The organism is Methylobacterium endophyticum (assembly GCF_050591105.1).
Taxonomy (GTDB): Bacteria; Pseudomonadota; Alphaproteobacteria; order Rhizobiales; family Beijerinckiaceae; genus Methylobacterium.
Window position 1 is genome coordinate 132,357 of sequence record NZ_JBNHES010000012.1, and the last position, 20,982, is coordinate 153,338.

Annotated in this window: 28 protein-coding genes, 1 tRNA gene and 1 pseudogene; 9 read left to right on the plus strand and 21 right to left on the minus strand. The window is 68.9% G+C overall.

Translation table 11 applies throughout. The features are described 5' to 3' along the window. Window positions 1-293 precede the first annotated feature (293 nt). The 3 genes from ACP56T_RS14575 to ACP56T_RS14585 are packed head-to-tail and all read right to left on the minus strand — an operon-like array spanning window position 294 to window position 1,922. Window positions 294-1,010 (minus strand): LrgB family protein, encoded by a 717-nt coding sequence (locus tag ACP56T_RS14575; RefSeq protein WP_430912853.1) that lies wholly within the window; start codon window positions 1,008-1,010, stop codon window positions 294-296. Next, window positions 1,007-1,420, minus strand: coding sequence for a CidA/LrgA family protein (locus tag ACP56T_RS14580; protein WP_430912854.1), 414 nt, complete (start codon window positions 1,418-1,420; stop codon window positions 1,007-1,009). Before ACP56T_RS14580 ends, ACP56T_RS14575 begins: the two co-directional genes overlap by 4 nt. Before the next feature lie 19 nt (window positions 1,421-1,439). Further along, a complete protein-coding gene (locus ACP56T_RS14585; protein WP_430912855.1) occupies window positions 1,440-1,922 on the minus strand; it encodes a tellurite resistance TerB family protein in 483 nt (160 codons plus the stop codon). 252 nt (window positions 1,923-2,174) lie between these two features. Here ACP56T_RS14585 and ACP56T_RS14590 point away from each other — a divergent pair. Further along, a tRNA-Thr gene (locus tag ACP56T_RS14590) sits at window positions 2,175-2,250 on the plus strand. A gap of 71 nt (window positions 2,251-2,321) precedes the next feature. Here ACP56T_RS14590 and ACP56T_RS14595 read toward each other — a convergent pair. The 18 genes and pseudogenes from ACP56T_RS14595 to ACP56T_RS14680 all read right to left on the minus strand — a co-directional run bounded on the left by ACP56T_RS14595 (window position 2,322) and on the right by ACP56T_RS14680 (window position 13,714). Continuing rightward, window positions 2,322-3,392: a tyrosine-type recombinase/integrase gene (locus tag ACP56T_RS14595; RefSeq protein WP_430912856.1), complete on the minus strand. Its 1,071-nt coding sequence runs from the start codon at window positions 3,390-3,392 to the stop codon at window positions 2,322-2,324. A gap of 17 nt (window positions 3,393-3,409) precedes the next feature. Then, window positions 3,410-3,544, minus strand: a pseudogene (locus ACP56T_RS14600) (helix-turn-helix domain-containing protein); the annotation flags it as partial. Further along, window positions 3,541-3,762 carry a hypothetical protein gene (locus tag ACP56T_RS14605; protein WP_430912857.1) on the minus strand — a complete coding sequence of 74 codons (222 nt, stop codon included), beginning with the start codon at window positions 3,760-3,762 and terminating at the stop codon, window positions 3,541-3,543. The pseudogene ACP56T_RS14600 and the gene ACP56T_RS14605, both read right to left, overlap by 4 nt. Continuing rightward, the gene (locus ACP56T_RS14610; protein ID WP_430912858.1) at window positions 3,759-4,043 is read right to left on the minus strand and encodes a hypothetical protein; all 285 of its coding nucleotides are present in this window, start codon (window positions 4,041-4,043) and stop codon (window positions 3,759-3,761) included. Before ACP56T_RS14610 ends, ACP56T_RS14605 begins: the two co-directional genes overlap by 4 nt. A 191-nt stretch (window positions 4,044-4,234) precedes the next feature. Beyond that, a complete protein-coding gene (locus ACP56T_RS14615) occupies window positions 4,235-4,960 on the minus strand; it encodes a hypothetical protein (RefSeq protein WP_430912859.1) in 726 nt (241 codons plus the stop codon). Then, a complete protein-coding gene (locus ACP56T_RS14620) occupies window positions 4,950-5,174 on the minus strand; it encodes a hypothetical protein (RefSeq protein ID WP_430912860.1) in 225 nt (74 codons plus the stop codon). The genes ACP56T_RS14615 and ACP56T_RS14620 overlap by 11 nt, the downstream gene beginning before the upstream one ends. Further along, window positions 5,161-5,886 carry a DNA cytosine methyltransferase gene (locus ACP56T_RS14625; RefSeq protein WP_430912861.1) on the minus strand — a complete coding sequence of 242 codons (726 nt, stop codon included), beginning with the start codon at window positions 5,884-5,886 and terminating at the stop codon, window positions 5,161-5,163. Before ACP56T_RS14625 ends, ACP56T_RS14620 begins: the two co-directional genes overlap by 14 nt. Then, window positions 5,886-7,481 (minus strand): 5' nucleotidase, NT5C type, encoded by a 1,596-nt coding sequence (locus ACP56T_RS14630; RefSeq protein ID WP_430912862.1) that lies wholly within the window; start codon window positions 7,479-7,481, stop codon window positions 5,886-5,888. Before ACP56T_RS14630 ends, ACP56T_RS14625 begins: the two co-directional genes overlap by 1 nt. Further along, window positions 7,481-8,341, minus strand: a complete 861-nt coding sequence (locus tag ACP56T_RS14635) for a hypothetical protein (RefSeq protein WP_430912863.1) — start codon at window positions 8,339-8,341, stop codon at window positions 7,481-7,483. The genes ACP56T_RS14630 and ACP56T_RS14635 overlap by 1 nt, the downstream gene beginning before the upstream one ends. Further along, entirely contained in the window at window positions 8,341-8,820 is a 480-nt protein-coding gene (locus tag ACP56T_RS14640; protein WP_430912864.1) for a hypothetical protein, read from the minus strand. Before ACP56T_RS14640 ends, ACP56T_RS14635 begins: the two co-directional genes overlap by 1 nt. After that, window positions 8,817-9,542: a hypothetical protein gene (locus ACP56T_RS14645; RefSeq protein WP_430912865.1), complete on the minus strand. Its 726-nt coding sequence runs from the start codon at window positions 9,540-9,542 to the stop codon at window positions 8,817-8,819. Before ACP56T_RS14645 ends, ACP56T_RS14640 begins: the two co-directional genes overlap by 4 nt. A gap of 1 nt (window position 9,543) precedes the next feature. Continuing rightward, window positions 9,544-10,032, minus strand: a complete 489-nt coding sequence (locus ACP56T_RS14650; protein WP_430912866.1) for an ASCH domain-containing protein — start codon at window positions 10,030-10,032, stop codon at window positions 9,544-9,546. 5 nt (window positions 10,033-10,037) lie between these two features. Continuing rightward, window positions 10,038-10,862 (minus strand): DNA cytosine methyltransferase, encoded by an 825-nt coding sequence (locus ACP56T_RS14655; protein WP_430912867.1) that lies wholly within the window; start codon window positions 10,860-10,862, stop codon window positions 10,038-10,040. Next, on the minus strand, window positions 10,859-11,203 hold the full coding sequence (locus ACP56T_RS14660; protein ID WP_430912868.1) for a helix-turn-helix domain-containing protein: 345 nt from the start codon (window positions 11,201-11,203) through the stop codon (window positions 10,859-10,861). The genes ACP56T_RS14655 and ACP56T_RS14660 overlap by 4 nt, the downstream gene beginning before the upstream one ends. Beyond that, on the minus strand, window positions 11,203-11,442 hold the full coding sequence (locus ACP56T_RS14665) for a helix-turn-helix domain-containing protein (RefSeq protein ID WP_430912869.1): 240 nt from the start codon (window positions 11,440-11,442) through the stop codon (window positions 11,203-11,205). Before ACP56T_RS14665 ends, ACP56T_RS14660 begins: the two co-directional genes overlap by 1 nt. Then, window positions 11,442-12,158, minus strand: a complete 717-nt coding sequence (locus ACP56T_RS14670) for an exonuclease domain-containing protein (RefSeq protein ID WP_430912870.1) — start codon at window positions 12,156-12,158, stop codon at window positions 11,442-11,444. Before ACP56T_RS14670 ends, ACP56T_RS14665 begins: the two co-directional genes overlap by 1 nt. Window positions 12,159-12,161: 3 nt before the next feature. Further along, on the minus strand, window positions 12,162-13,130 hold the full coding sequence (locus ACP56T_RS14675; protein WP_430912871.1) for a recombinase RecT: 969 nt from the start codon (window positions 13,128-13,130) through the stop codon (window positions 12,162-12,164). Continuing rightward, window positions 13,127-13,714 carry a hypothetical protein gene (locus ACP56T_RS14680; protein WP_430912872.1) on the minus strand — a complete coding sequence of 196 codons (588 nt, stop codon included), beginning with the start codon at window positions 13,712-13,714 and terminating at the stop codon, window positions 13,127-13,129. Before ACP56T_RS14680 ends, ACP56T_RS14675 begins: the two co-directional genes overlap by 4 nt. On the opposite strand from ACP56T_RS14680, the gene ACP56T_RS14685 reads away from it, so the two are divergent. From ACP56T_RS14685 to ACP56T_RS14720, 8 genes are all read left to right on the plus strand, one after another. Next, complete coding sequence (locus tag ACP56T_RS14685) at window positions 13,704-15,278, plus strand: portal protein (RefSeq protein WP_430912873.1); 1,575 nt, start codon at window positions 13,704-13,706, stop codon at window positions 15,276-15,278. The genes ACP56T_RS14680 and ACP56T_RS14685 overlap by 11 nt on opposite strands. A gap of 15 nt (window positions 15,279-15,293) precedes the next feature. Beyond that, complete coding sequence (locus tag ACP56T_RS14690; protein ID WP_430912875.1) at window positions 15,294-15,812, plus strand: hypothetical protein; 519 nt, start codon at window positions 15,294-15,296, stop codon at window positions 15,810-15,812. A gap of 61 nt (window positions 15,813-15,873) precedes the next feature. Continuing rightward, entirely contained in the window at window positions 15,874-16,920 is a 1,047-nt protein-coding gene (locus ACP56T_RS14695; RefSeq protein WP_430912876.1) for a hypothetical protein, read from the plus strand. A gap of 95 nt (window positions 16,921-17,015) precedes the next feature. Further along, window positions 17,016-17,330 (plus strand): hypothetical protein, encoded by a 315-nt coding sequence (locus tag ACP56T_RS14700; RefSeq protein ID WP_430912877.1) that lies wholly within the window; start codon window positions 17,016-17,018, stop codon window positions 17,328-17,330. A gap of 78 nt (window positions 17,331-17,408) precedes the next feature. Next, window positions 17,409-18,695: an SGNH/GDSL hydrolase family protein gene (locus tag ACP56T_RS14705; RefSeq protein WP_430912878.1), complete on the plus strand. Its 1,287-nt coding sequence runs from the start codon at window positions 17,409-17,411 to the stop codon at window positions 18,693-18,695. Window positions 18,696-19,012: 317 nt separating this feature from the next. Further along, on the plus strand, window positions 19,013-20,116 hold the full coding sequence (locus ACP56T_RS14710; RefSeq protein WP_430912879.1) for a N4-gp56 family major capsid protein: 1,104 nt from the start codon (window positions 19,013-19,015) through the stop codon (window positions 20,114-20,116). Between the two features lie 89 nt (window positions 20,117-20,205). Next, window positions 20,206-20,622 carry a hypothetical protein gene (locus ACP56T_RS14715; protein ID WP_430912880.1) on the plus strand — a complete coding sequence of 139 codons (417 nt, stop codon included), beginning with the start codon at window positions 20,206-20,208 and terminating at the stop codon, window positions 20,620-20,622. A gap of 96 nt (window positions 20,623-20,718) precedes the next feature. Then, entirely contained in the window at window positions 20,719-20,940 is a 222-nt protein-coding gene (locus ACP56T_RS14720) for a hypothetical protein (protein ID WP_430912881.1), read from the plus strand. The last annotated feature ends 42 nt before the right edge of the window (window positions 20,941-20,982 follow it).

A 20,982-nucleotide genomic window follows, 5' to 3' on the forward strand; every position in this document is an offset into this window, starting at 1 on the left:
ACCCGCCCGTTCGTGCGCGCGAGCACTTATCGTGCGATACCCGACCAAACAAAGGCGCCGCTCTCACCACACAGCCGGACTGAAGATATCTCCGTTCTTGAAATACCCGCTCGCGGACATGCGTGACGGCGCCCGCTCTCCCGCAAGAGCTTCAGCCGAAAAGAGCGCGCTCTTCAAGTGCGCGCGGAACACGCTCCCATATTTCGAACGGGCTTTCACCGGCGGCATCCATCGCGATACTGCCCGGACGAAGTCCTCGCCTGGAACGAAGACTCGTTTATCCGGCTCGGCGCTCAGGACAGCCAGCGCAGCACGAGCGGCACGAGGACAGCCGTCAGGAACGCGTTCAAGCCCATGGCGATGCCGGCGAAGGTGCCGGCCACCTCGCTGACCTGGAAGGCGCGGGCGGTGCCCACCCCATGCGCGGCGAGCCCCGCCGCGAAGCCCCGCGCCCGCCTGTCGCGGATGCGCATGAGATCGAGGAGCGGCGAGACCAGGATTCCCCCTGTCACGCCGGTGAGCATCACCATGACGGCAGTGAGCGTCGGATCGCCGCCGAGCGATTCGGAGACGCCCATGGCGACGCCCGTGGTCACGGATTTCGGCGCGATCGAGACGATCACCGGCCGGGGCAGGCCGAGCACCTCCGCGAAGACGACGGCGGAGATCATCGCCGCCAGGCAGCCCGCCACCAGCGCGGCCAGCATCGGCAGCAGCGAGCGCATCACCGTGGCGCGGTACTCGTAGAGCGGCAGCGCCAGCACCACCGTCGCCGGGCCGAGCAGGAAATGCACGAACTGCGCGCCCTCGAAATAATCGGCGAAGGGCGTCCCCGTCGCGACGAGGATCGTCCCCGTGATCGCGATGGCGATGAGCACCGGGTTGGCCACCGGATGCCGCCGGCTCGCGAGCGCGATGCGGTCGGCGACGAGATAGGCGGCGAGCGTCACCGTCAGCCAGAGCAGCGGCGTGCGCGAGAGATAGACCCAGACCGCGAACTCCCCGCTCACGGCCGCTCCCCGGACGCCGCGTCCCCGCCCCGGTCGAGCAACCGCGCCACCACGAGGAAGGTCACCGCCGTCACGGCGATGGCGACGACGGTGGAGGCCACGAGCACGACGGCGAGCTTCGGCCCCTGCGCCCGCACCACGTCGAGCCGTCCGACGATCCCCGTGCCCGCCGGCACGAACATCAGCGACAGGTTGGCGAGCAGCCCCCGCCCCGTGCGCTCCAGGGTGCCGTCGGTCAGGGGCGCCGGCAGCAGGCGCCCGGCGCCGCGCCCGGCCCGGTCGCGCAGGACGAGGAAACCGAGCATCAGAGCCATGCCGAGCACCGGACCGGGAACCGGAAGGCCGGCAGAGCGGGCGGCGACCTCCCCCGCGAGCTGGGCGAGGAGGATGAGCGTCAGGCTCGCGATCATCTCCGGGCGGCCCGGATCGTCAGGCGATCGGCGCCGGGCCGGTCTCGCGCCCGGTCAACCCCTGCGCCCGCGCGAAGGCGATGGCCGGCTCGTCGAGACCGAGCAGGCGGCCGAGACGCCAGACCAGCGCCTCCTCGAACTCGTCCACATGGCCGTCCGCGCCGGCGATGGACCAGGCCATGGCGAGGAGGCCCGCCCGCGCCGTCTCGTCCGTCTCGCGGCCGATCATCTCGACGAGCTGCGCCACGTCGCGGGTGGCGGCGTCCATGGCCGAGGCCCGCGCGATCAGGGCCCGCGACTCGGCCTCGGTCGCCGCGTATCGCCCGCGCACCAGCCGCGCCAGCCGCTCGGCCTCCGAGGGCGCCAGGGTCCCGTCCACGCGGGCGACATGGACGAGAAGCGCGGTGGCGGCGAGATGCTGGTCGTCGACCGCCACCTCCTCGGTGGCGGCCAGGCCGAAGGCGTCCGCGGCATAGGCGCGAAGGCGGGCGATCAGCGACATGCAGGCAACCTCCGGTCGTTACCGCAGACTTCGGGCCGGCATCCCGAACGGTCAAGCCGGCCGCCGCCGCCGGGGCGTTTCCGGGCCGGCCGTGGCAGGCTTGCATCGGCCCGGCCTGGCCGAGCCCTCCCGGACCGGGAGGGGCGAGCATCCCGGCGTCGGCAGCCTAGCATCAGCCTTGCCAATCCGGGCGCGGGCCGATAAAGCCTGCCCCCGACGATCCGGCGGCGTAGCACCGCTCCCCGACGTCGCGCCGCTTTAGCTCAGCTGGTAGAGCACCTCATTCGTAATGAGGGGGTCGGGGGTTCGAATCCCTCAAGCGGCACCATTTCTTTCAATGACTTAGTTGCACCGCTGGTGGGTGCTTTCAGGTTCTTCCGAACCTCTGAGCGCGCGGCCTTACCGCTTCAGGTTCGCGCGTGGCCCTCCGACCTCCAACGCTTGCGCGCTGCCGCGCAGGTAGCTCGGGCTGAACCGCGCGTAGACCCGCTGCGTAATGATGTCGTCCGAATGCCCCAAGAAGGCGGCGACCTCGCCCATCGGACGGCCCGCCTCGGCCATCCAAACCGCCGCACTGTGCCTGATCATGTGGGGCGTGACCTTGGAGAGATCGGCGCGCCGCGTTGCCCCCGCGAGCGCTGTGCGCACGCTCCGAACCGGCTCGCCGGCCCACTCGATGACGCGATCGGTTCGGCGATAGGCGTGAGCATTCGACAGGGCGGCGCGAAGAGCGCTGGTCATCGGCACCGTCGCCCTACCCTTCTGGGGGCGAAGGATATGGCGCGGGCCGAGGAACACGAGTCCGCGATCGAAATCGACACGATCCCATGTGAGTTCGAGGAGCGCCGCGTTCCGACCCGCCGTCGAGATGGCGAGCAGGAGGTAGAGACGCAGATGCGGTGTCTCGGCTGCCGCGAGCAGCCGGTCGAATTCCTCGCGCGTCAGGTGACGGTCTTGTGCCTGGCCCGCGCCGGGCATCTCGATCGCCGGCGCCTTCACGATCAGCCCGACGCTCTCGGCCCACAGAAGCGCGGTCCGAAGCTGGTTCAGCTCTGTCCGAATCGTGCTGTCCGACACCCCGACCGGCACGGGTCGCCCGCTCGCCTCGTACCGAACCTGCTGCGCGGCGGACCCGCGCTTGGCTTTCCGCCGCAGCGCCGCATAGGCCCGGCAGAGCTTCTGTGTGACGTCCTGCGGCTTGAGATCCCCGAAAAATGGCAGGACGGCCGCGCCGGACCACGTCATGTTTTGAGCGATTCGTCGCCCCTCACGATCCGCGACATAGGCGTTCCAGATCGTGCGGAGGTCCGGATCTACGGGTCGCGTCGCATCCGCGACGACCCTGGCGAACTCTGCCGACGCTCCCGCCGCATCGCGTGCTCCAAGCTGACGACGGCTGAGGCGCTTCCCTCCTTCGTAGAGGGCGACGGCCCATCCTCCACGGAAACGTTGGAGCTTGTACTCTGGCATCGCTCGTAATCCGTGAGGGCTGCGTCGGTCACGCGCAGCAGCTTGCCTCCGACCCGGAACGCCGACAACTCTCCATTGTCGATCAGGCGGCGGACGAACGAGGCCGAGCACTTCCACCGCTCGGCGACCTGCTGAGGCGTGTAACAGATCATCCGCGCTCCTCCCTCCACCGCCTCGCCAACTCCCACTGATCGTCGTCCGTCACGCCGGCCATATCGTTCCGGCGCATCCGCCACCCATGCTCGTAGGCGATGGAGGCGAGATCGGGCTTAGGGCCTCCTCCTCCGGCCGCGAGGTAGCCGGCCGTCATGTCGTCCTGCTGTTCCGGCGTCGGGTGCAGCGGGTCGAACGGGGGTGCGTTGGTGCTCATCCCCGCCCCTCCCCATCCTTGGCGAGCGCGGTGCGGCCGGCGGCCATGTCCTTGTGGCCGCAGAAGCCGTGATACAGCCCCTCTCGATAGGCGAGCCGCACCATCTGATCGACTTGGGCCGCCACACGTTCGCGGAATGGCACGGGCGCCATCCGCGCGATAAGGGTTATCGACACCCGCATCTCGGTGTTCTCGGCCATCCACCCGTCCGTCAGAGAGTCGAGCGCGGCCTCAGCACGATCCAGCGCGTGTTCCTCCTCCTCCGTCATCTCACGCGCCATTACCGCCTCCGTCGCTTTCGAGGAGGGCGCGGCGGCCGGATCTGCCGCGAGCATAGGGCTTAGCGGCCCGGTCGAGCGCGTCGATGACGAGGGCCCACTCCTCGACCGTCAGATGCAGCGGCGTGCGGGGGCGCCCGGGAGGCGTGGCCCCTAAGGCGTTCCGAAGGCCGTCCGCAAGGGCGCGGTAGGGATCACGTCGAGGCATCACCACCTCCGGGTCCGGTCGAGAGGGCGCGGTACTTCGCCAACAGTGCCTCGACGCGCTCCTCGCTGAACTCGGTTCCGGCCCATTGCTCCAAGGCGTGCATGACCTCGTGCATCATGCTCTCGGCGATGAAGTACGGCAGGTCGGTCGGCGGCACGTCACCGGTCTCGACGGTGCCGAGAATGCTGCCGAGGTTCAGCACACAGAAGGCTCGGCTGTCGGGCCCGGGCGTGGTCGCGCCGGGTGCGAAGGCCGCAAAGCCGGGGATCCAATCGTGCTGGTGGAACTCCACGCGAGGAGGCTTAAGCCCATCCTCCGCCGGCCGCGCGCCTTCGGGGATCGGGAGGGCTCGGATTGCGTCTTCGGCCCTTGCAACCGCCAGACTGCACTCGCCGTCGACCCCCGTCCGCTCCTCGGGGGTTCCGATGCGGTTGGCGTATGTGGTTGAAATCAGTTCGCACACCCGCATCGCCCGCTCCCGCATCTCCTCCACCGCCCGGACCCGCTCCGCCTCGCGGTCGTCGGGGGTGGCGGGCGCGTGGAGGGCATCCAGCGCCACTCTGGTCATCAGGTGGGCGACCGCCTTCGCCGTGCACATCTCCTGGGCGGTCATCTCGCCACAGGCCAGCAACAGGGCACTCGGCTGCGCTGCTTCGTCCATCGCACGAGATACCGCCAGCACCCGGCGGTCCTGCGCATCGTCAGCCGGCATGGCGGGCCTCCGAAGGGCTATCGATTGTCATCGTGTAGCCGCAGCACTTCGGCCAGCCGGAGCGCAGGCAGGTGGCGCTATTCACCAATTCGGTGTGGCCGCAGGTTCGGCACCAGACTTGCCCACGGCGCAGCTTCGGGTGGCTGTCGGCCATCTTGTCGTGAAGGTCGCGGCTGCGTTCCAGCAGCCCCGCCAGATCATCAGCCCGCGACATCGGTATTCTCCCTGGGAAGGTAAAGCTGCACCAGCGGGTCCAGCAGAGCGCAGAGGCGGCTCCACGCGTCTGTCGCGGCCTGATCCATCTCGACAGAGACGCTGATACCCTCGTGGGTGCTTACATCTGCGCCGGGAGCGGTACGCCGCCCGCTCCGAAGCTCATGTTCGGGCCACCCTTTTCTCCGTCCGAGGCTCTCGCCGTGCTCCACAGCGAGCCACCACAGTCTTTGCCGTTGGTGAGGCGCGTCGACGGCGCAAGTCGGGACATCGACCGCCCGGACGGCGTATGCCTCGTCTTCCAAATCAGCGCAGACTCGGTCGAGCCAATGAGTGCCAGCCGCTCGCGCAACCTGCTCTCCCATGACGACAGCGGGCCTTCCGGCACGGATGAGCCGAAATAGGTCCGGCCACAGATGCCTTGGGTCATCGGCTCCGAGGCGCAGTCCCGCGACGCTTTCGCCCTGGCACGGGCAGGAGCCGGTCCAAAGAGGTCTGCTGTCGGGCCAGCCGGCGAGCCGGGCCGCGACGGACCAGAGGCCTCCTCCGGCAAAGAAATGGCACTGCGTGTAGCCGCGAAGGTCATCGGCGCTGACGTCCTTGATGGAGCGGGGATCGACGTCGCCGGGCGCGATCACGTCATCGGCGATCAGCTCGCGCAGGATGGCAGCGGCGTCAGGGTCGATCTCGTTGTAGTAAGCACGAGGCGCCATCACGCATCCCCCGCCGGCTGATCGCCTTGGGTGGCGGAGAGGGTGAGCAACCGTTCTGATACAGCGGTGAAAAACCGCGAAAGCTCTGGATCCAGCATCTCGCGCGACTGCATTCGACACTGCGCTGCGAGATCGTTTGTGGTCCAGTGAGAGAACGTTGAGACCTCAGGCTTTTCCGATTGATCGCCTTGGGCGGCGGAGAGGGCGCGGGCCGCACCGCGTTCTTCCGCAGCCACGATATCGGGCCATTCCTTCGGATCGGCGACGAGCACGCGCAGGATCTCAACGACCTTCGTGTGCTGCTGGCTAACGCGCTCGTAGGCGAGATCGAGCCGGTCCTGCGCCTCCTCCGGCACGTCCTCGTCTTCGCCAACGGACAGGTTCGTCATGGCTGTGCTGAGCGCTTGGAGACAGGCAGCCACGTCCTGCCGCCGCCGCTCGCGCTCGGTCGGGGACGAAGGCCCCCAGCCTCGCCGCATCCGGTCGAGTTCCTGGCGCTCGGTTGGCGTCGCCGGGTCCCAAGACCTGATGAGTTCGCCGTTCCGAGCGTGTGCCTTGGTGAGCTGCCGCCGGAGGTCCTGGACGAAGGACAGCGGAATGCCCGGCATCTCGATGCAGCCGAGTTCGCGACAGATTGCCGAGCGCTCCTCCCTCAGCCTCTCGACCTCCACCGGGCGCGGAGTGGGCTCAGGGCGGGGCGTGGGGGCGAACGTAGCTACTGATATGGCAGATATTAATGCGTCGCGAGCCTCTATTTTTCGCTCTAATGCAGCTTCCTGCGAACCTAAGCTATAGTTCCGGTAAGTCTCTTCGAGAGAAGTCGAAGCGCAAAGCAACGCGTCAACAAGGGTCTCGATTTCCGCAAGCTTGTCTCGCGCCCCCGCATCGGGCTCGGCAGCCAGGGCTGCGGGGGCTACGTCGAACAGGCCGACCAAGGCGGCGGCCGTGGCCTCGAAATCCCGATGCAGGATCGCGACGCCGCCGGCTTTCTCCCACGCCTCCGTATTCCGGTCCCAGTCGTCGATCAGCACATCACCGGGCTCCTGCATGAAGAGCGGCTTGTTCCGGCCGCCGAGAACCGGGAGCACGGTGACGTGCTCCGACAGGTGCTCGCGGACCCAGGCGCGCTTCTGGCGCGCGACGTGGGGGTAGTTCGTCCTCGGGCAGGCCGTCAGGATGATCGGCCGCAGGTGCTCGATGGACCGGAAGAACGCGATGGCGCCGGCGCAGGGCGGCATGTCACGGAAATAGGACGGGTGCGCGTTGATCGTCTTCCACATCGCGTCGTCGGCCATGCCGCGATGGTCGAGACCGAAGACCGCCGGGAAATGGGCGTCGAAATCGGCCATGACGCCGTCGAGGTCGAGATAGAGGCGACGGGTCGGTTCCGGCCCCGTGCTCGCGGCCGAAGCACCGGCGCCGAGCGCTGCGGTCAGGTAGCGGCACGCCTTGTCTCGGAACCCCGTTTTCCAGACCGCATCGCTGGCGTGCCAGTCGTATTCGGCGAGGGCGTCGTTCTGCTCGACGTGTTCCAGGGCGAGATGGCGAGCCAGGGCCTCTACCGAGGATGCGGGGGTGGCGTCATTCTTCGTCATCACGAGCACCCCGTGGTCGTGCCGCAAGCATCGCAGGTCATGCAGGTGCCGGAGCGGCGCATGGAAAAGGACAGGCAGCGGTCACAGGCATCGCCGGTGTAGCCCTGCGCCTGCGCGATCTCGCGCTGCGTGCGAGCGCTGGGCTCCGGCGGCAGGGCGGTGCCGGTGCGTTCGAAGCCGCTCCGGGCCGGCGGCGCAGGGACGGGAGTCGGAACGAGCGCGTCGCCCAAGTTCTCGCGGATCTGCTCGCGCACGATGTGCGTGATCGCGCGGGCGCGGTTCTCCGTGAAGGACGCCAGCGGCAGAGGGGCCATGCCGGAGCCATCCGCGACCATGACGATGATCGCGAGGGGTGCAGTGCGATCAACCATCGGCCCGCTCTCCCGCCGACGAGACCCACTCGAAGCGCGGCGGCCGCCCTCGGCCGTGAAGCGGAAGAAGTGCTCGTGGCTCCAGAGGCAGGCGCGAATTTCGTGCTCGCCCTCCTCGTAGTCGAATGAGCGCATGTTCCGGACGAGATCCGGGACGCCGTCGCCGGACATCTCGGTATCGCCGTAGACCCACACGAAGGCGTCGGCCGGGAACCACTGGCTCGCGCTGAAAGAGCCGTCCTTCAGCGGGGTCAGCGTCGCGCGTCCGAGGAAGTCGCGGCAGCAGAAGGACAGGATCTCGCCCTCGGCGATGCCGACCGGCTTCCACGCGTCGTCTTCCTCAAGGCTATCGTCCCCCCAAGCGTGCGCGCCGTCGCCCAGGCGGCAGAGCCACGCGCTCGGCGACGGCCTGCCTTCCGGCATGATCTCGTCCAGGTAGGAGGTCGGATACCAGACGCGATCGTTCAGCAGGATCGGCGGGGCTTGCATCAGGAACGTTCCGGCTTGAGGAAAGGCAGAAGCGGCGTCGCCGCCTTGTCGCGGTGGGCGATGGCCATGCTCTCGCGCACAGCCTCGCCGAAGGTGATGCTGGTGCCAGGCGCGACGGTGTTCGCCAGGAACTCGTCCTCGAACACCACGATGCCGACCTCGACGGCTTCGAGCTTCGCCTTGATGACCAGGGCGAGCGCCCGCCAGCGGGAGCGGCACGCCTGCTCCCACGCGGCCTCGGCGACGGACACGGACCGCGCCTTGCCGCGCTCGGTCTGCGTGAAGGCCCGGTCGGTCGGGTCCGGCATCGCGAGCCGGAACATGATCCGGCGCCCGTGCATCGTGAAGGTGATCGCGGCCTGCGCGTCGCTCTCCATGTGAGCGAATTCGCTGGCGCCGTAGCGGCGGACCGTCGCGCGGATCTCGGCGATGCTGCGGTCGGTGGAGACCGACGTGTCGGCGGCGAAACGGCGGTTCATGCGGCACCTGCTGGGTGGGACGGGGTGCGGATGGCGCGCAGCCGCTCGTCGCTGACGTATTCGATGAAGACAGCCGAGCACCGATTGCAGCGCCACTCGAGGGGGATGATCCGGCTTGACCATCCGCAACCCCAATCGAAGAGCGTGCCGCCGCACTCGCAGGGGCGATGGGCGCGACGATCTTGATCCTCCCCAATCTCGCACCGGATCGGGCCTCTGCTGTCGGGCTGGCGGATCAGGGTGTTCATCACCGGATCGCGATGCTTGCCGGCGTCGAACTCCTCGATCACACGCAGCGCACGGTGCGGATAATCGCTCCACGAGCCCCATACGCGCTTCGACGCCGTGATGGAGAGACCGCCGTCCTCCATGCGGGCGCGGGCCCACCGCTCGGCGTACGCCCAGACGTAGCGGACGCCCGTCGAGTTCTGCCCGCGACCGACCCGATAGACCTCGCCGCGCACATGGAGGCGCCGACCCGCACCAAAGCGGGGAACAAAGCCTCCTCGCGGATGAGCCGCGCACAATTCTAAGCCTCGCGCCACCATCGCGGCGTGGATCGGCCTGTGCCGGCTGCTCCGGTAGCGGCCGAGGTCGTTGAGCGCCGCCTGAAAGGCGCTCTCGATCTCCGCAGGCGTCGACGCGCTGGCGAGCGCCGCGACGTGTTGGGCGGTCGCGGCCTTGATGCCGGTCGATCGACCCTCGCGCCAGTTGCTCGGCATGTCAGACATCGGCCATAGCCTCCACCGGCGCCGTCCATTTCCAGAAGCCCTGCGCGCCCTTCGCCGGGATCGGCGGCATGAAGATCTGGATGTCGGCGAGCGGCCACGCGAAGTTCGCATGGTCATCCCGGTCCGAGTCGTTGACGAAGCGCCCGGCATAGGCGGGGATCTCGTGCGCCTTCACCGGCTCGCCCATGACGGCGGTGCCAAGCACGGACGCGAGCGGCAGGGTCGATGGATCTTGCGTCCAGCGCTCCAGGAGCGGCAGCGCGATCTCAGCGTCGAGGCCGGTGGCGTTGTCGCCTCGGAGTTGGAGGCGCAGCGCACGCAGCTCCGACAGCCGAACCGGGCGAGCGCCGGCATGGATCGCGATGCGCCTGCCGCGAACATGCCTCGGTGCGGCCCATCCGCGAAATTCGTGAGGTTTCGCGCCGGCCATGATGAGCGTGGCCCACGGCTGCCAGATCGTGAGGGCGGGAAAGGACGTCATGGCGCTCACGCTGCTGCGAAGAGGGGCATGGGAGCGGCCTCGCGGATCGCGAGAATCGCGTTGCCGATCATCTCCGGGATTTGCGGGACGACGGCGTTGCCGAGGGCGGCAAGGCGGTGTGCCCGATCGGCAGGCCCATCAGCCATTCTCGGAATGTCGGCGACCTCACGAGGTCCGGGCGGCCAATATCCACGAGTTGATCGCAGAGGTTCGCGACATGCAGCTTGCCATTCCGGCCGCGCCTGGTGCGATTGCCCAGCCCAGATTGGCCCTTGGCGTCCCTCGTGGTTGGCGTCTGCCAGTACCCAGACGCGCTCACGATGCTGGGACGCGCCGATCTGGTCGGGGCCCACACAATCCCATTCCGCATCATACCCGTCCTCGGCCAAGTCCCCGAGAACGGTTCCCAATCCCCTATCAAGCAGCGCTGCCACGTTCTCCATGACCGCGAAGCGGGGTCGAACCATGCGAATGGCTCGAACCAGATGCCGGTAGAGACCAGAACGGGAGCCGGTAATGCCGGCGCCACGGCCAGCGAAGCTGATGTCTTGGCAGGGGAAGCCTCCGACGATGACATCGGCCTCCCCTGCGACGAAGTCTCGGGTTTCGACGTCATGGTGGCAGGGCACCTTGGGCCAATGCTTCGCCAGCACTCGCCGGCAGAAAGGGTCGATTTCGCAGAAGGCGACGGTCTCGAAGCCGCCGGTGCGTTCCAGGCCGAGGCCGAAGCCTCCGATGCCGGAGAAAAGGTCGAGGACGCGGAGCTTAACGATGCCCTCGGACGCGCCGCCGCCGCCCGCGAAGCTGTCGATTACGAGGGGAGCGCTCACGCCGCGATCCTCCCGTCGACCATCATGCCGCCGATCCGCAAGAGGCTGGCGCGCTGGTCCTTGTCCATGCAGCGGAAGGCGCCGATGAGCTCGGCTTCCTCCGCGCTGACGGCCATCAGGTCCGGCGGCAGCAGGCTCGCCGGGTCGAGGCCGAACAGCTCGGCCAGCTGCGGGCGCCGCGCAGCCGGGAGACGCTCGCCACCGCGCTCCCACAGGCCGATGAGGTTGCCGTGCACGCCGATCGCGGCACCGACCTCGGCACAGGTGAGGCCCTTGCGGCGGCGGGCCTCGCGCAGGACAGTGCCGACCGTGACGTCGGCGGGGAGCGTGGCGCGAGGCATCAGAAAGCCTCCTCGCGCACGTCGAAGAAGCGCTCCACCGGCACGCACAGCCGGATCGCGAGCGCATGGAGGTTGCCGGCACTGATCCGGTTCTGCCCCTTCTCGTACTTCTGGAACTGCTGGAAGCTGATGCCGAGCGCGGCGGCGGCGTCCTTCTGCGTCACTCCGGCGGCCTGCCGGTAATGGACGATCCGCTGACCGATCTGGCGGTCGATGTCGGTGGGGGAACGGCCGGCCATCACCGCGCCCTCGCCCGACGAGCGAGCTCCTGCTCGACGGTGAAGGCGACGTCCTCGTCCATCTTCTGGCCGGCGCACCAGCGCAGGTAGTCGGACGGGACCTCGCTCCAGGGCGTACCGCGGTGCTTGCCGAAATTGCAGCGGATCAAGAGCGCGGGCTGCGCCGACCACGCGACGAGCTCTTCGAGCGTCGCCTCCTTCAGCATCTCCCGGAGAAGGTGCGCGGTGACGTAGGCGTCGGGGCCGGCACGGTGCGCGGGATCGGCGCGGGTCCGGTCGAGGCCCTGCGGCCTCAGCCAGTAGCGCAGCGTCCCGTTGTTGTGCGCCGGCGCCTCCGGCCAGATGCGCAGGGCGCACTTGTAGGTGCAGACCCACTCGACCGGGCCGGTCACCTCCGGCGTCAGAAACTGACGCTCGAACTTCGCGTTGTGGGCGACGAGAACGACGCGCAGCGCTTGGTAGCGCTCCTCGTCGTAGAAGACTGCCCGCGCGGCCTCCTCGAATCCCGGTGCCTCGCGCACGTCGAAGTCGATGATATGGTGGACCGCCGAGGTCTCCGGCGGGATCGGCCTTCCTGGGTTCACGAGCAGGTGCGCGGGCAGGCCCACGAGCCAAGCGTCGTCGTCGCGGACGAGATCGCAGAAACCGATCTCGCAGACGGCGGCCTCGGGCGGCTCGAAGCCGGTGGTTTCTAAATCGACAACTCTGATCAGCACGGCTCAGTCCTCCTTCTCGGACTGCGCCACGCCGGCCGCGTGCCCGGCCTCGTAGTTCGCCAGCCGCACCGGGTCGGCCTTGATCTGGGCGGTCAGGCCCTTCCGCATGCCCTGGATGCCGCCCTCATAGCCGAGCGCGTAATCGGGGCTCTTGGCGTCGATCTGCGGAGCGGTGGCCTGGTCGTCCGCCGGTGCCTGCTCGCCCCGCGCCTCGTCGACCTGGTCCTCCGCCTGCGCGGCGGTCGTCATGTCGACGAAGTCGTCGACGGGGGCACGCTCCGCCGGCTTCGGCTTCGCGGCGAGAGCGTCGAGCTTGGCGTCGAGCCCCTTCGGCGGGCTGACGTCGCGGGCCTGCGCCGGATCGCGCCCGGCATCTTCGAGCTCGTCCTTGGCGTAGACGCCGAGCAGAACGTCCGGGAAATGGCGCCGGCAGAGCGCGCGGCCGGAATAATAGAACTGCTGCTGGTCCGGGTCGGTCTTCCAGAGCGGCGAGTTTTTCGGCTGGATCTTGCCGAACTCGGGCGACTCGTAACTGACGGTTTCGCCCGAACCGTCGTTGAGCGCCGCCGTCACCCGGCACTTCCGCCGGTCGCCCTCGCCGAAATACTCGACCTTGAAGCGGCCCTTGATCGGAGCGCGCTGGAGGATCACCGCCTGGACGAGCTGCGACTCGTAGGCGAGCCGGTCGTTCACGCTGTAGCTCTTGTTCGCCACGGCGTAGGGCGACATCCGCCACTCGACGGCCTGCATGACGACCGCGACGCAGGCGCCGGGGTTGCCGCGCAGGTGCTTCGGCACCGCCACGGCGGACACCGCCATGAGCTTCGCGAACTCCATGACCTGGGCCATGTCGACGAAGGACAGGCCGCCGGCCGCATCGGAGACGGCGAGGCGCCGCGTGGTCTCGGGATCGATGCGCTCGGCGATGCGGCGCTCGGTGTCGGAAATGGACAGGGCGTTGCCGGCGCTCATGTTGCGGCCTTTCTGGGCTGGCGGATGCGGAGGACGGGGAAGCTCGACGCCTTCACCGTGAATTCGGCGCGGCGCTGGATGGCGCGGACGACCTCGCGGCCGTCGCCGAGACGGGCGAGCGTGGCGCCACCGAGCTTCTCGACGATCTCGGCCTTGATCTCGTCGAGGCGTTTCTCTTCGGCCTTCACGCGCTCCTTGATCTCGGCCCGCTCGTCGAGGAGCGCCGGCATCCGGTTGTCGGCGGACAGATCGAGCGCCTCGACGTCGGCGTCCGGCGGCCACAGGTCGGCAATGGTGTCGCCGTCGCGGGCATAGTCGGCGGCCGGCGGCTCGCCGGTCGCGACGCGCTCCCAGAATGCGGCCGTCTCCTCGACGAGCCGATCCCAGATCCCGGCATGGAGCGGAATGTCGATGACGTGGATGTCGAGCCCGTGCCCGACGACGAGCACCGCCACGCAGGCCCACGACGCGCCGGTGAGCCGGGCCTCGACGATGGCCTGGACCGCGATCCAGACCGGCAGGTTGATCGCGCCGGCCTCGTCCTTCCACTTCTTGCGGAAGACGAGGTCGGACGTGGTCTTCACCTGGACGACGCCGCGCCCGGCCCGCGTCGGATCGGTGGCGAAAGCGTCGGGCGTCGCGCCGATGCGCCTCGACTACGAGACCAACCCCGAGGGCGATTATGTCGAGGATCGGGTAAACCCGCTCGAGATGTTCTGGGACGCCTCGGCCCGGAAGCGGAACCTCGCCGATGCCCGCCGGCTGTGGCGCGCGAAGTCGATGGACCGCGAGGAGGCCGAGCAGCTCTTCCCCGACATCGATCCGGCCGATCTCGACGCGGCCTGGGCCGACGACCGCGAGGACGGGCAACACCACCAGATCCAGCCCGGCGAGCGCCGCAGCGACCGCGCCGCCCAGCCGGATTCGGAGCGCAAGGTCACCGTCGTCGAGTGCCAGTGGTGGGAGCGCAAGCGCGTCGTCGCCGTCGTCGATCCGACCTCGGGCCAGACCGTGGAGATGGAGGAGGCGCAGGCCGCAGCGCTTCAGGCGCGCGCCGAGGCGATGGGCCTGCCGCTCCAGGCGATGCGCATCACGAAGCGGGTCTTCCGGCGCGCCTTTCTTGGCGGCATCCTGCTCGACGAGTCCCCCTCGCCCGGCGGCGAGCGCTTCTCCTACGCCTGCGTGACCGGAGATCGCGACCACAATCGCGGCACCTGGTTCGGCATCGTGCGCCCGATGCGCGATCCCCAGCGCTTCGCGAACAAGTGGCTGTCCCAGACCATCGACATGCTGAACCGGCAGTCGAAGGGCGGCCTGTTGATGGAGAAAACTGCGGTTCCCGACCAGCGCGAGTTCGAGCGCTCCTATGCGAAGCCGGGCGCGGTGTCGTGGGTCGCCGACGGCACGCTGGTGCAGGGCCGCATGAAGGAGAAGCCCCTGCCGGTCATGCCGTCGGGGCACTACCAGCTCATGGAGTTCGCGATCATGTCGATCCGCGATTCCTCGGGTGTGAACCTCGAGCTGCTCGGGCAGCAGAACCAGCAGCAGGCCGGGGTGCTGGAGTACCAGCGCAAGCAGGCCGCGATGACGATCCTCGCGCAGCTCTTCGACAGCCTGCGCCGCGCCCGCAAGCATATCGGCCGCGTCCGCCTGTTCCTGATCCAGAACTTCCTCTCCGACGGCCGCCTGATCCGTATCACGGGCCAGCAGGGCCAGAAGGTCGTCCCGCTCATCCGCGACCACACGGCGGGCGACTACGACGTCATCATCGACGACGCGCCGTCCTCGCCGAACCAGCAGCAGGTCGTGTGGGCGACCTTCACGGCGGTGCTGCCGATCATCAAGGACATGATCACCCCGCAGGTGCTCCTCGAGATCCTGCCCTACTCGCCGTTCCCGGACAGCTTCGTCGCGAAGATGCGCGAGTTGCTCGCCCAGCAGGGCGACAACCCGGAGCAGGCCCAGCAGAAGCAGATCGCGGTGCAGACGGCGGTCGCGAGGATCCAGGACCTCACCGCCGGTGCCGCGCTGAAGCAGGCCAAGGCCGGGCGCGAGCAGGCGCTCACCCACCACGACCACATCGACGGCTTCGCGAAGGTGGCGGCTCTGGCCGCGCCTCCGCAGCCGCAACAGGCCCTCGCGGTCTAGCACAGGAAGCTCTCCATGGCAGTCGACAAGAACGCGGTCCGCGAGGGCACGCGATGGGATCTCCTTGGCCGTCTTGTTGTGGTCGAGGAGGTGACAAGCAGATCGGTCATCTTCCGTGAGGATGACAGCTTCGCCCCCGAAGCTATGAAGCTCAAAGGCTTCCTTGAGCGCGCCCGCGACCCCCTCCGCGCCGAGCACGGTCGCCTCATCACGGGGCTGCGTCGCGCCCGCCGGCCCCATGAGATGGACCCGACGAGCAAGTTGCTGTGCCTCCTGCGGGACGCTGCGATCTATCAGTTAGAGCGCACCTATCCGGCGTGCGCTCCGTACGCCGAGCCGGTTCTGCCAGAGCCGACCGTCGAGCCCGCGCCGCACTTCGCTTCGGCGCCCGAGCCGCATTGGCCCGACGAGCCCGACGAGCCCAGCGTCGCCGTCGAGGATGGCATGACGGTTTCCGATTGCGCCGTCGCGATGCCGGCGCTGGATCCGCTCCCCGAAGATGAGCCGCGCGGACTGAAGCGCCGCCGCCCCTGATCCCCATCGCCCAGCCGGCGCGTCAGACCGGCTTCCGTCTCCTTCACGTCATGAGGACCACATGAACGACTTCGCCACCAGCGAGGGCGACGACGCCTTCACGCCCGAAGAGCAGGCCGCCTTCGACGCCTACGCATCCGGGCAGGATGCCCCGCAGGAGGCAGCAGGCAGCGCCGAGGGTCCGTCCGGCGCCGACGCCGCCCCCGAGGCTGCCGCGCCCGCCCCCGAGGCCGCTGCGGCCCCCGGCGAGGTCGTCGACCCGGATGCCGAGGCGGACGGTTCCGCCGAGGAGAACAAGGGCAAGTTCGTGCGCCACGGCGCGTTCCACCAGGAGCGCGAGCGTCGCAAGGCCCTGGAGCGCGAAGTCACCGAGCTGCGCGAGAAGCATGCGCGTGGCGACGAGCGCCTCCGCCTGCTGACGGAAGCCGCGCAGCGTTCCGCCGCCCCTGCGGCCGCGCCTGCCGCCTCCGCCGAGCCCGAGAAGGCGCCGGACCCGGACGACGACATCTTCGGCTACGCCAGGTATCTCGAGAAGCAGATCGCGGACATCCGCACCGGCCAGACCCAGCTCACCGAGGCGCAGAAGCACGCGCAGGAATCCCGCGCCGCCGAGACCCAGCGGAACGAGACGCTCAACACCTATCGCGCCGACGTTCAGCGCGTCATGGCGGCCGAGCCGGCCTTCGCCGAAGCCTACAACCACCTCTTCGCCGGCCGCGTCGCCGAGATGAAGCTCTTCGGCATGTCGGACACCGATGCCCTGAAGGCGGCGCACGACGACGAGTTCGCCCTCGTCCAGTCGGCCATCCAGGGCGGACGCTCCCCGGCCGAGATCGTCTTTCAGATGGCCAAGGCGCGCGGCTTCGCCCCGAAGGCCGCCGAGCCGGCCCCGGAGGCCCAGCCGGCAGCGCCCACCGAGACCCCGGCCGAGCGCGCCACGCGCATCGAGGCCGGCCAGCGCATCGGCAAGTCGCTGTCCTCGGCCGGCGGCGCCCCGGCCGGCGAACTCACCTTCGAGATGCTGGCGAGCATGAGCGAGGCCGAGTTCGAGAAGGCGATGAAGAGCAACCCGGCGCGGGTCCGAAAGCTGATGGGCGCCGAGAGCTGACCTGACGGCCGCCCTTCGGCGCGCTCCATCGCCGCGCCGGCCCGGCTCCGGCCCGCTCGCGGCCGCTTCCCTTCCATCAGAACAGCGAGGACACCATGGCCGGCTCCAGCGGCAAGCTCAACGCATTCGACATCCCCGTCTACAGCGCCAGCGACCCGACGACGGTCGTGCAGGTTCTCCCCGCCGCTACCGCGCGCTCGCGCTGGCGCATCCTGAACACCGGCGGCAGCCTCCTGCATTACGGCTTCGACCCCTCCACTCTGAGGCCGGGGTACGGCTGGCCGATGGAGGTGCCCGCGACCCCGAACGGCCAGGGCGGCGGCGACGATTCCGATCAGGCCGCGCTCGGCCCGGTCTACGTCGTCGCGAGCTCCGCCGGTGGGCGCGTGGTCGTCCAGGACTTCGCATAGCCGCCGCGCCCCGCCCCTTCGCCGCCCTGCCCGACCCGCCCTCCGAGGCGGGTTTTTTCATGCCCGCGAGCCCAGACCATGCCGATCATCCCGCCCGCCGTCGCGGCGCCGTTCGTGGCGCGCCCGCGTCTGCCGCTCAACCGCCGGGTGGCCGTGGTCGGCGACAGCCGGTCGGCCAACAACCTCTCCATGGCGCTGCCCAGCATCACCCGCCGCGTCGCCGGCTGGCAGACATGGCTCGGCATCCTGAGCGGCGCGCGGTGCGAGTTCGTTCCGGGCTACAACTTCGCCACGGCAGGATACCGGACGGATCAGGTTCTGCCCTACGCGCAGGCCGCCGCCGCGACCGACGCGAGCATCGTGATCGTGTTCGCCGGCACCAACGATCGGTCGGGCGGCTATGGCTGGGACTGGACGCTCTCCTACCTGTCCCAGATCCGCGACTGCCTCCTCGCGGCCGGCAAGATCGTCGTCTTCGTCGCGGAGACCCCGCGCGGCGGCTCCAGCGGGTCCAGGCTCTCCGGCCAGCAGCTCGCGTGGCACCTGCGCACGCACCAATGGCTGCTCGACCAGGACCGCGCGTTCGCGGACGTCTACACGGCCGATCCGTGGCCCGCGCTGGCGCTGGTCGGCTCCGCGTCCGGCGACTGCATCGACGCCTACTTCCAAGATTCGATACACCCGAACCCCGAGGGCGGCTTCCGCATCGCGCAGGCGCTCCAGCCCATCATCGAGCGCTTGCTGCCCCTCCCGAGCTTCCTGTCGACCAGCAACGCCGATGCCTGGTCGACGGACAATCCGGGCGGCAACCCGGTCTCCAATCCCACCATGTCCGGCACGAGCGGGGCCAAGGTGGGAACCGCGACCGGCACGGTGGCGACCGCGCTCCAGGCTGGCGGCTCGACCGGCGCCGCGCCCGTCTTCGACATCTACACCGATCCGAACGACGGCACGCCGTGGCAGCGGCTGACCCTCGGAGGAACGCCCTCGGTCTCCACGCCCGCCGCGAACGCGGTCTGGTCGATCCCTGCCGCGAACGTCTCCAACGGCGACGTCCTTCAGGGCGCGATCGAGATCGCGGTCGACACGCCGCTCGCGAACGCGGTGTCCATCGAGGTGACCGTTGCGGCGACCGTAGCCGGAACGTTCGTCGCCGGGAAGGAATGCTCGACGTCCGGCGTCGCGGCCGACAGAGTGCCGGCGAAGACGTTCTCCGGCGTGTTCCGCACCCCCAAGCTCGTCATCCCCGCGAACGGGGCGATCACGAGCCCGTCCTTCTACATCAGCGTCGGGCTCGTCAACGGCGCGGCGGCGAGCGGCGTGGTCCGGTTCCGGCGCCCGACGGTGCGCAAGGTCTCCGCTTGACCCGACGGGCAATCCTCGCGCAATAGGAAGCGTCGCGAGACGCATGGCCGACATCGGTCGCCCCGCGCCATCCCAGAGCTTTCCGGACCTGCTGACCGCGCCTGAGCCCTGCTCCCGGCGCGCATCCGCATGTCCGTCCGCCCGATCGCACGTCACGCGATCCGCACGGCCGCGTCAGAGCCTTCGTCCGCGCCACGCACGGCGCCCGTCCGAACACCGTCCCCAACGGTCAGCAGGGGCCCGGCCTTCGTCCGCCCGCGACGCACGCGCGCACGAACCCTTCCCTCGATTTTCCTGATCCACGAAGGACCATTCCGATGGCCGTGACCACCTATGGGCTGAACGACGCCATGGCGGCGAAGATCTGGTCAAAGAAGCTCGCCACCGAAGCCCCTAAGTCGCTCGATATCGCCCCGCTCTTCGGCGAATCCGCCAAGTCCATCATCCATGTGAAGACGGAGACCCAGAAGGGCACCGGCGACAAGGTGACGTTCGGGCTGCGCATGCAGCTCTCCGGCAACGGCTTCACCTCGTCCGACCGTGCCGAGGGCAACGGCGAGCAGCTCACCACCAACAGCGACGCGATCACGATCGACGAGCTCGGCAACGTGGTCGGCATCCGCTCGAAGAACACCATCGATTCCCAGCGCGTGCCGTTCAACCTGCGCGACGAGGCCCATGACGGCCTGGTCGACTGGTTCCAGCTCCGCACGTCGGTGACGTTCTTCAACCACGTCTGCGGCTTCACCGCCGCCAACGTGATCGCGGTCGACGGCTCCGGCGGCGTGAAATTCACCGGCAACAACGTGGTCAGTGCCGCAACGCGCATCCTGCGCCCCAACGCGCGCGCCAACGACGGCCTGCTCGTCGCCGGCGACATCATGACCCTCGATCTCATCGACAAGGCGGTCGAGATCGCGAAGACCGGCGGCAACGCCGGCGACGTGAAGATGCGACCGGCCGATACCGGCGGCATGGGCGAGATGTGGGTGATGTACCTGCACCCGACGCAGGTCACGCAGCTTCGGACCAACACCTCCGCCGGTCAGTGGCTCGATATCCAGAAGGCCGCGATGCAGGGCGGCGAGGTCACCAAGAACCCGATCTTCTCGGGTGCGCTCGGCGTCTACAACAACGTCATCCTGCGCGAGTCCCAGCAGGTCACCAACGGCGTCGGAACCGACGGCAAGACGATCCTGCCGACCGTGCGCCGTGCCGTGCTTCTCGGTGCTCAGGCCGCGACGGCCGCCTTCGGCAAGGGCGGCGGCGAGAACAAGTATCGCTGGAACGAGGAGCTCTACGACCACAAGCGCGAACTCGAGGTCTCGGCCTGGGCGATCTGGGGCTTGAAGAAGACGACCTACAACGGCCGCGACTTCGCTGCGATCGTGATCCCGACCTACGCCGTCAACGCCGGCTGATCGCCCAACTCCACCTGAAAAACCTGTTCGCGGTCGGCTCTCGGGCCGCCTGCGGGCTCGTCGTCGCCCCGAATGGAGAGTGAGCCCCGATGGCCACCAACACCACCCCGACCAAGCCGCCCGTTCGCACGCCCATGCACTCGCAGGTCGGCGAAGTCGCCATGCGCGTCATGTTCTCCGACGCCAACCTCGCCTCCGGTCTGCCCTTCAAGAACGGTATTCCGGCGGGCGCCATCATCACGCGCACCACGGTCGTGATCTCGCAGCCCTTCAACGCCGGCACCACCAACCCGCTGGTCGTCGGGTCGACCCCCGGCGGCAGCGACCTCGTCCTGGCCACGGATTCCGTGGCCCAGACCCTGGGCGTGAAGCGTCCCGATACCGCCACCGCGCTTGCCAAGCTCGCGGCCGACACGGTGCCGTACGTCTCCTACGCGCCGACCGGGGCCGCCCCGACCGCAGGTATCGCGGACATCGTCTTCGAGTTCATCGCGCCGCGTCCCTGATGCTGCCGTCGCTCTGGCTGCATTTCGCGGCCGCCAATCTCCTGACGGCGGAGCCCAGCGCCCCGCCGTCCTCTCCGCCTCCGCTGGAAGACACCGATGGCATCGACGCTCGGCGACCTCCTGAGCGAGGTCATGGACGATCTCGACCGACCCGATCTCGATCCGCAGATCCGGCGCGCCGTCGCGGCGGCCGTGCGGCGCTACCAGCCTGAGCGCCTCGCCTTCAACGAGCGGATGTCAAAAAGCGTTGGAACGGGACCCCGGATCGGCGTGCAATGGGGACCCCTTCGCAAGCTCGGCACGGTGCGGCTGAGCTGATCCGAAGCCCAGCTTTGGCGTCGTAGGTTCTGGCCTCAGGCG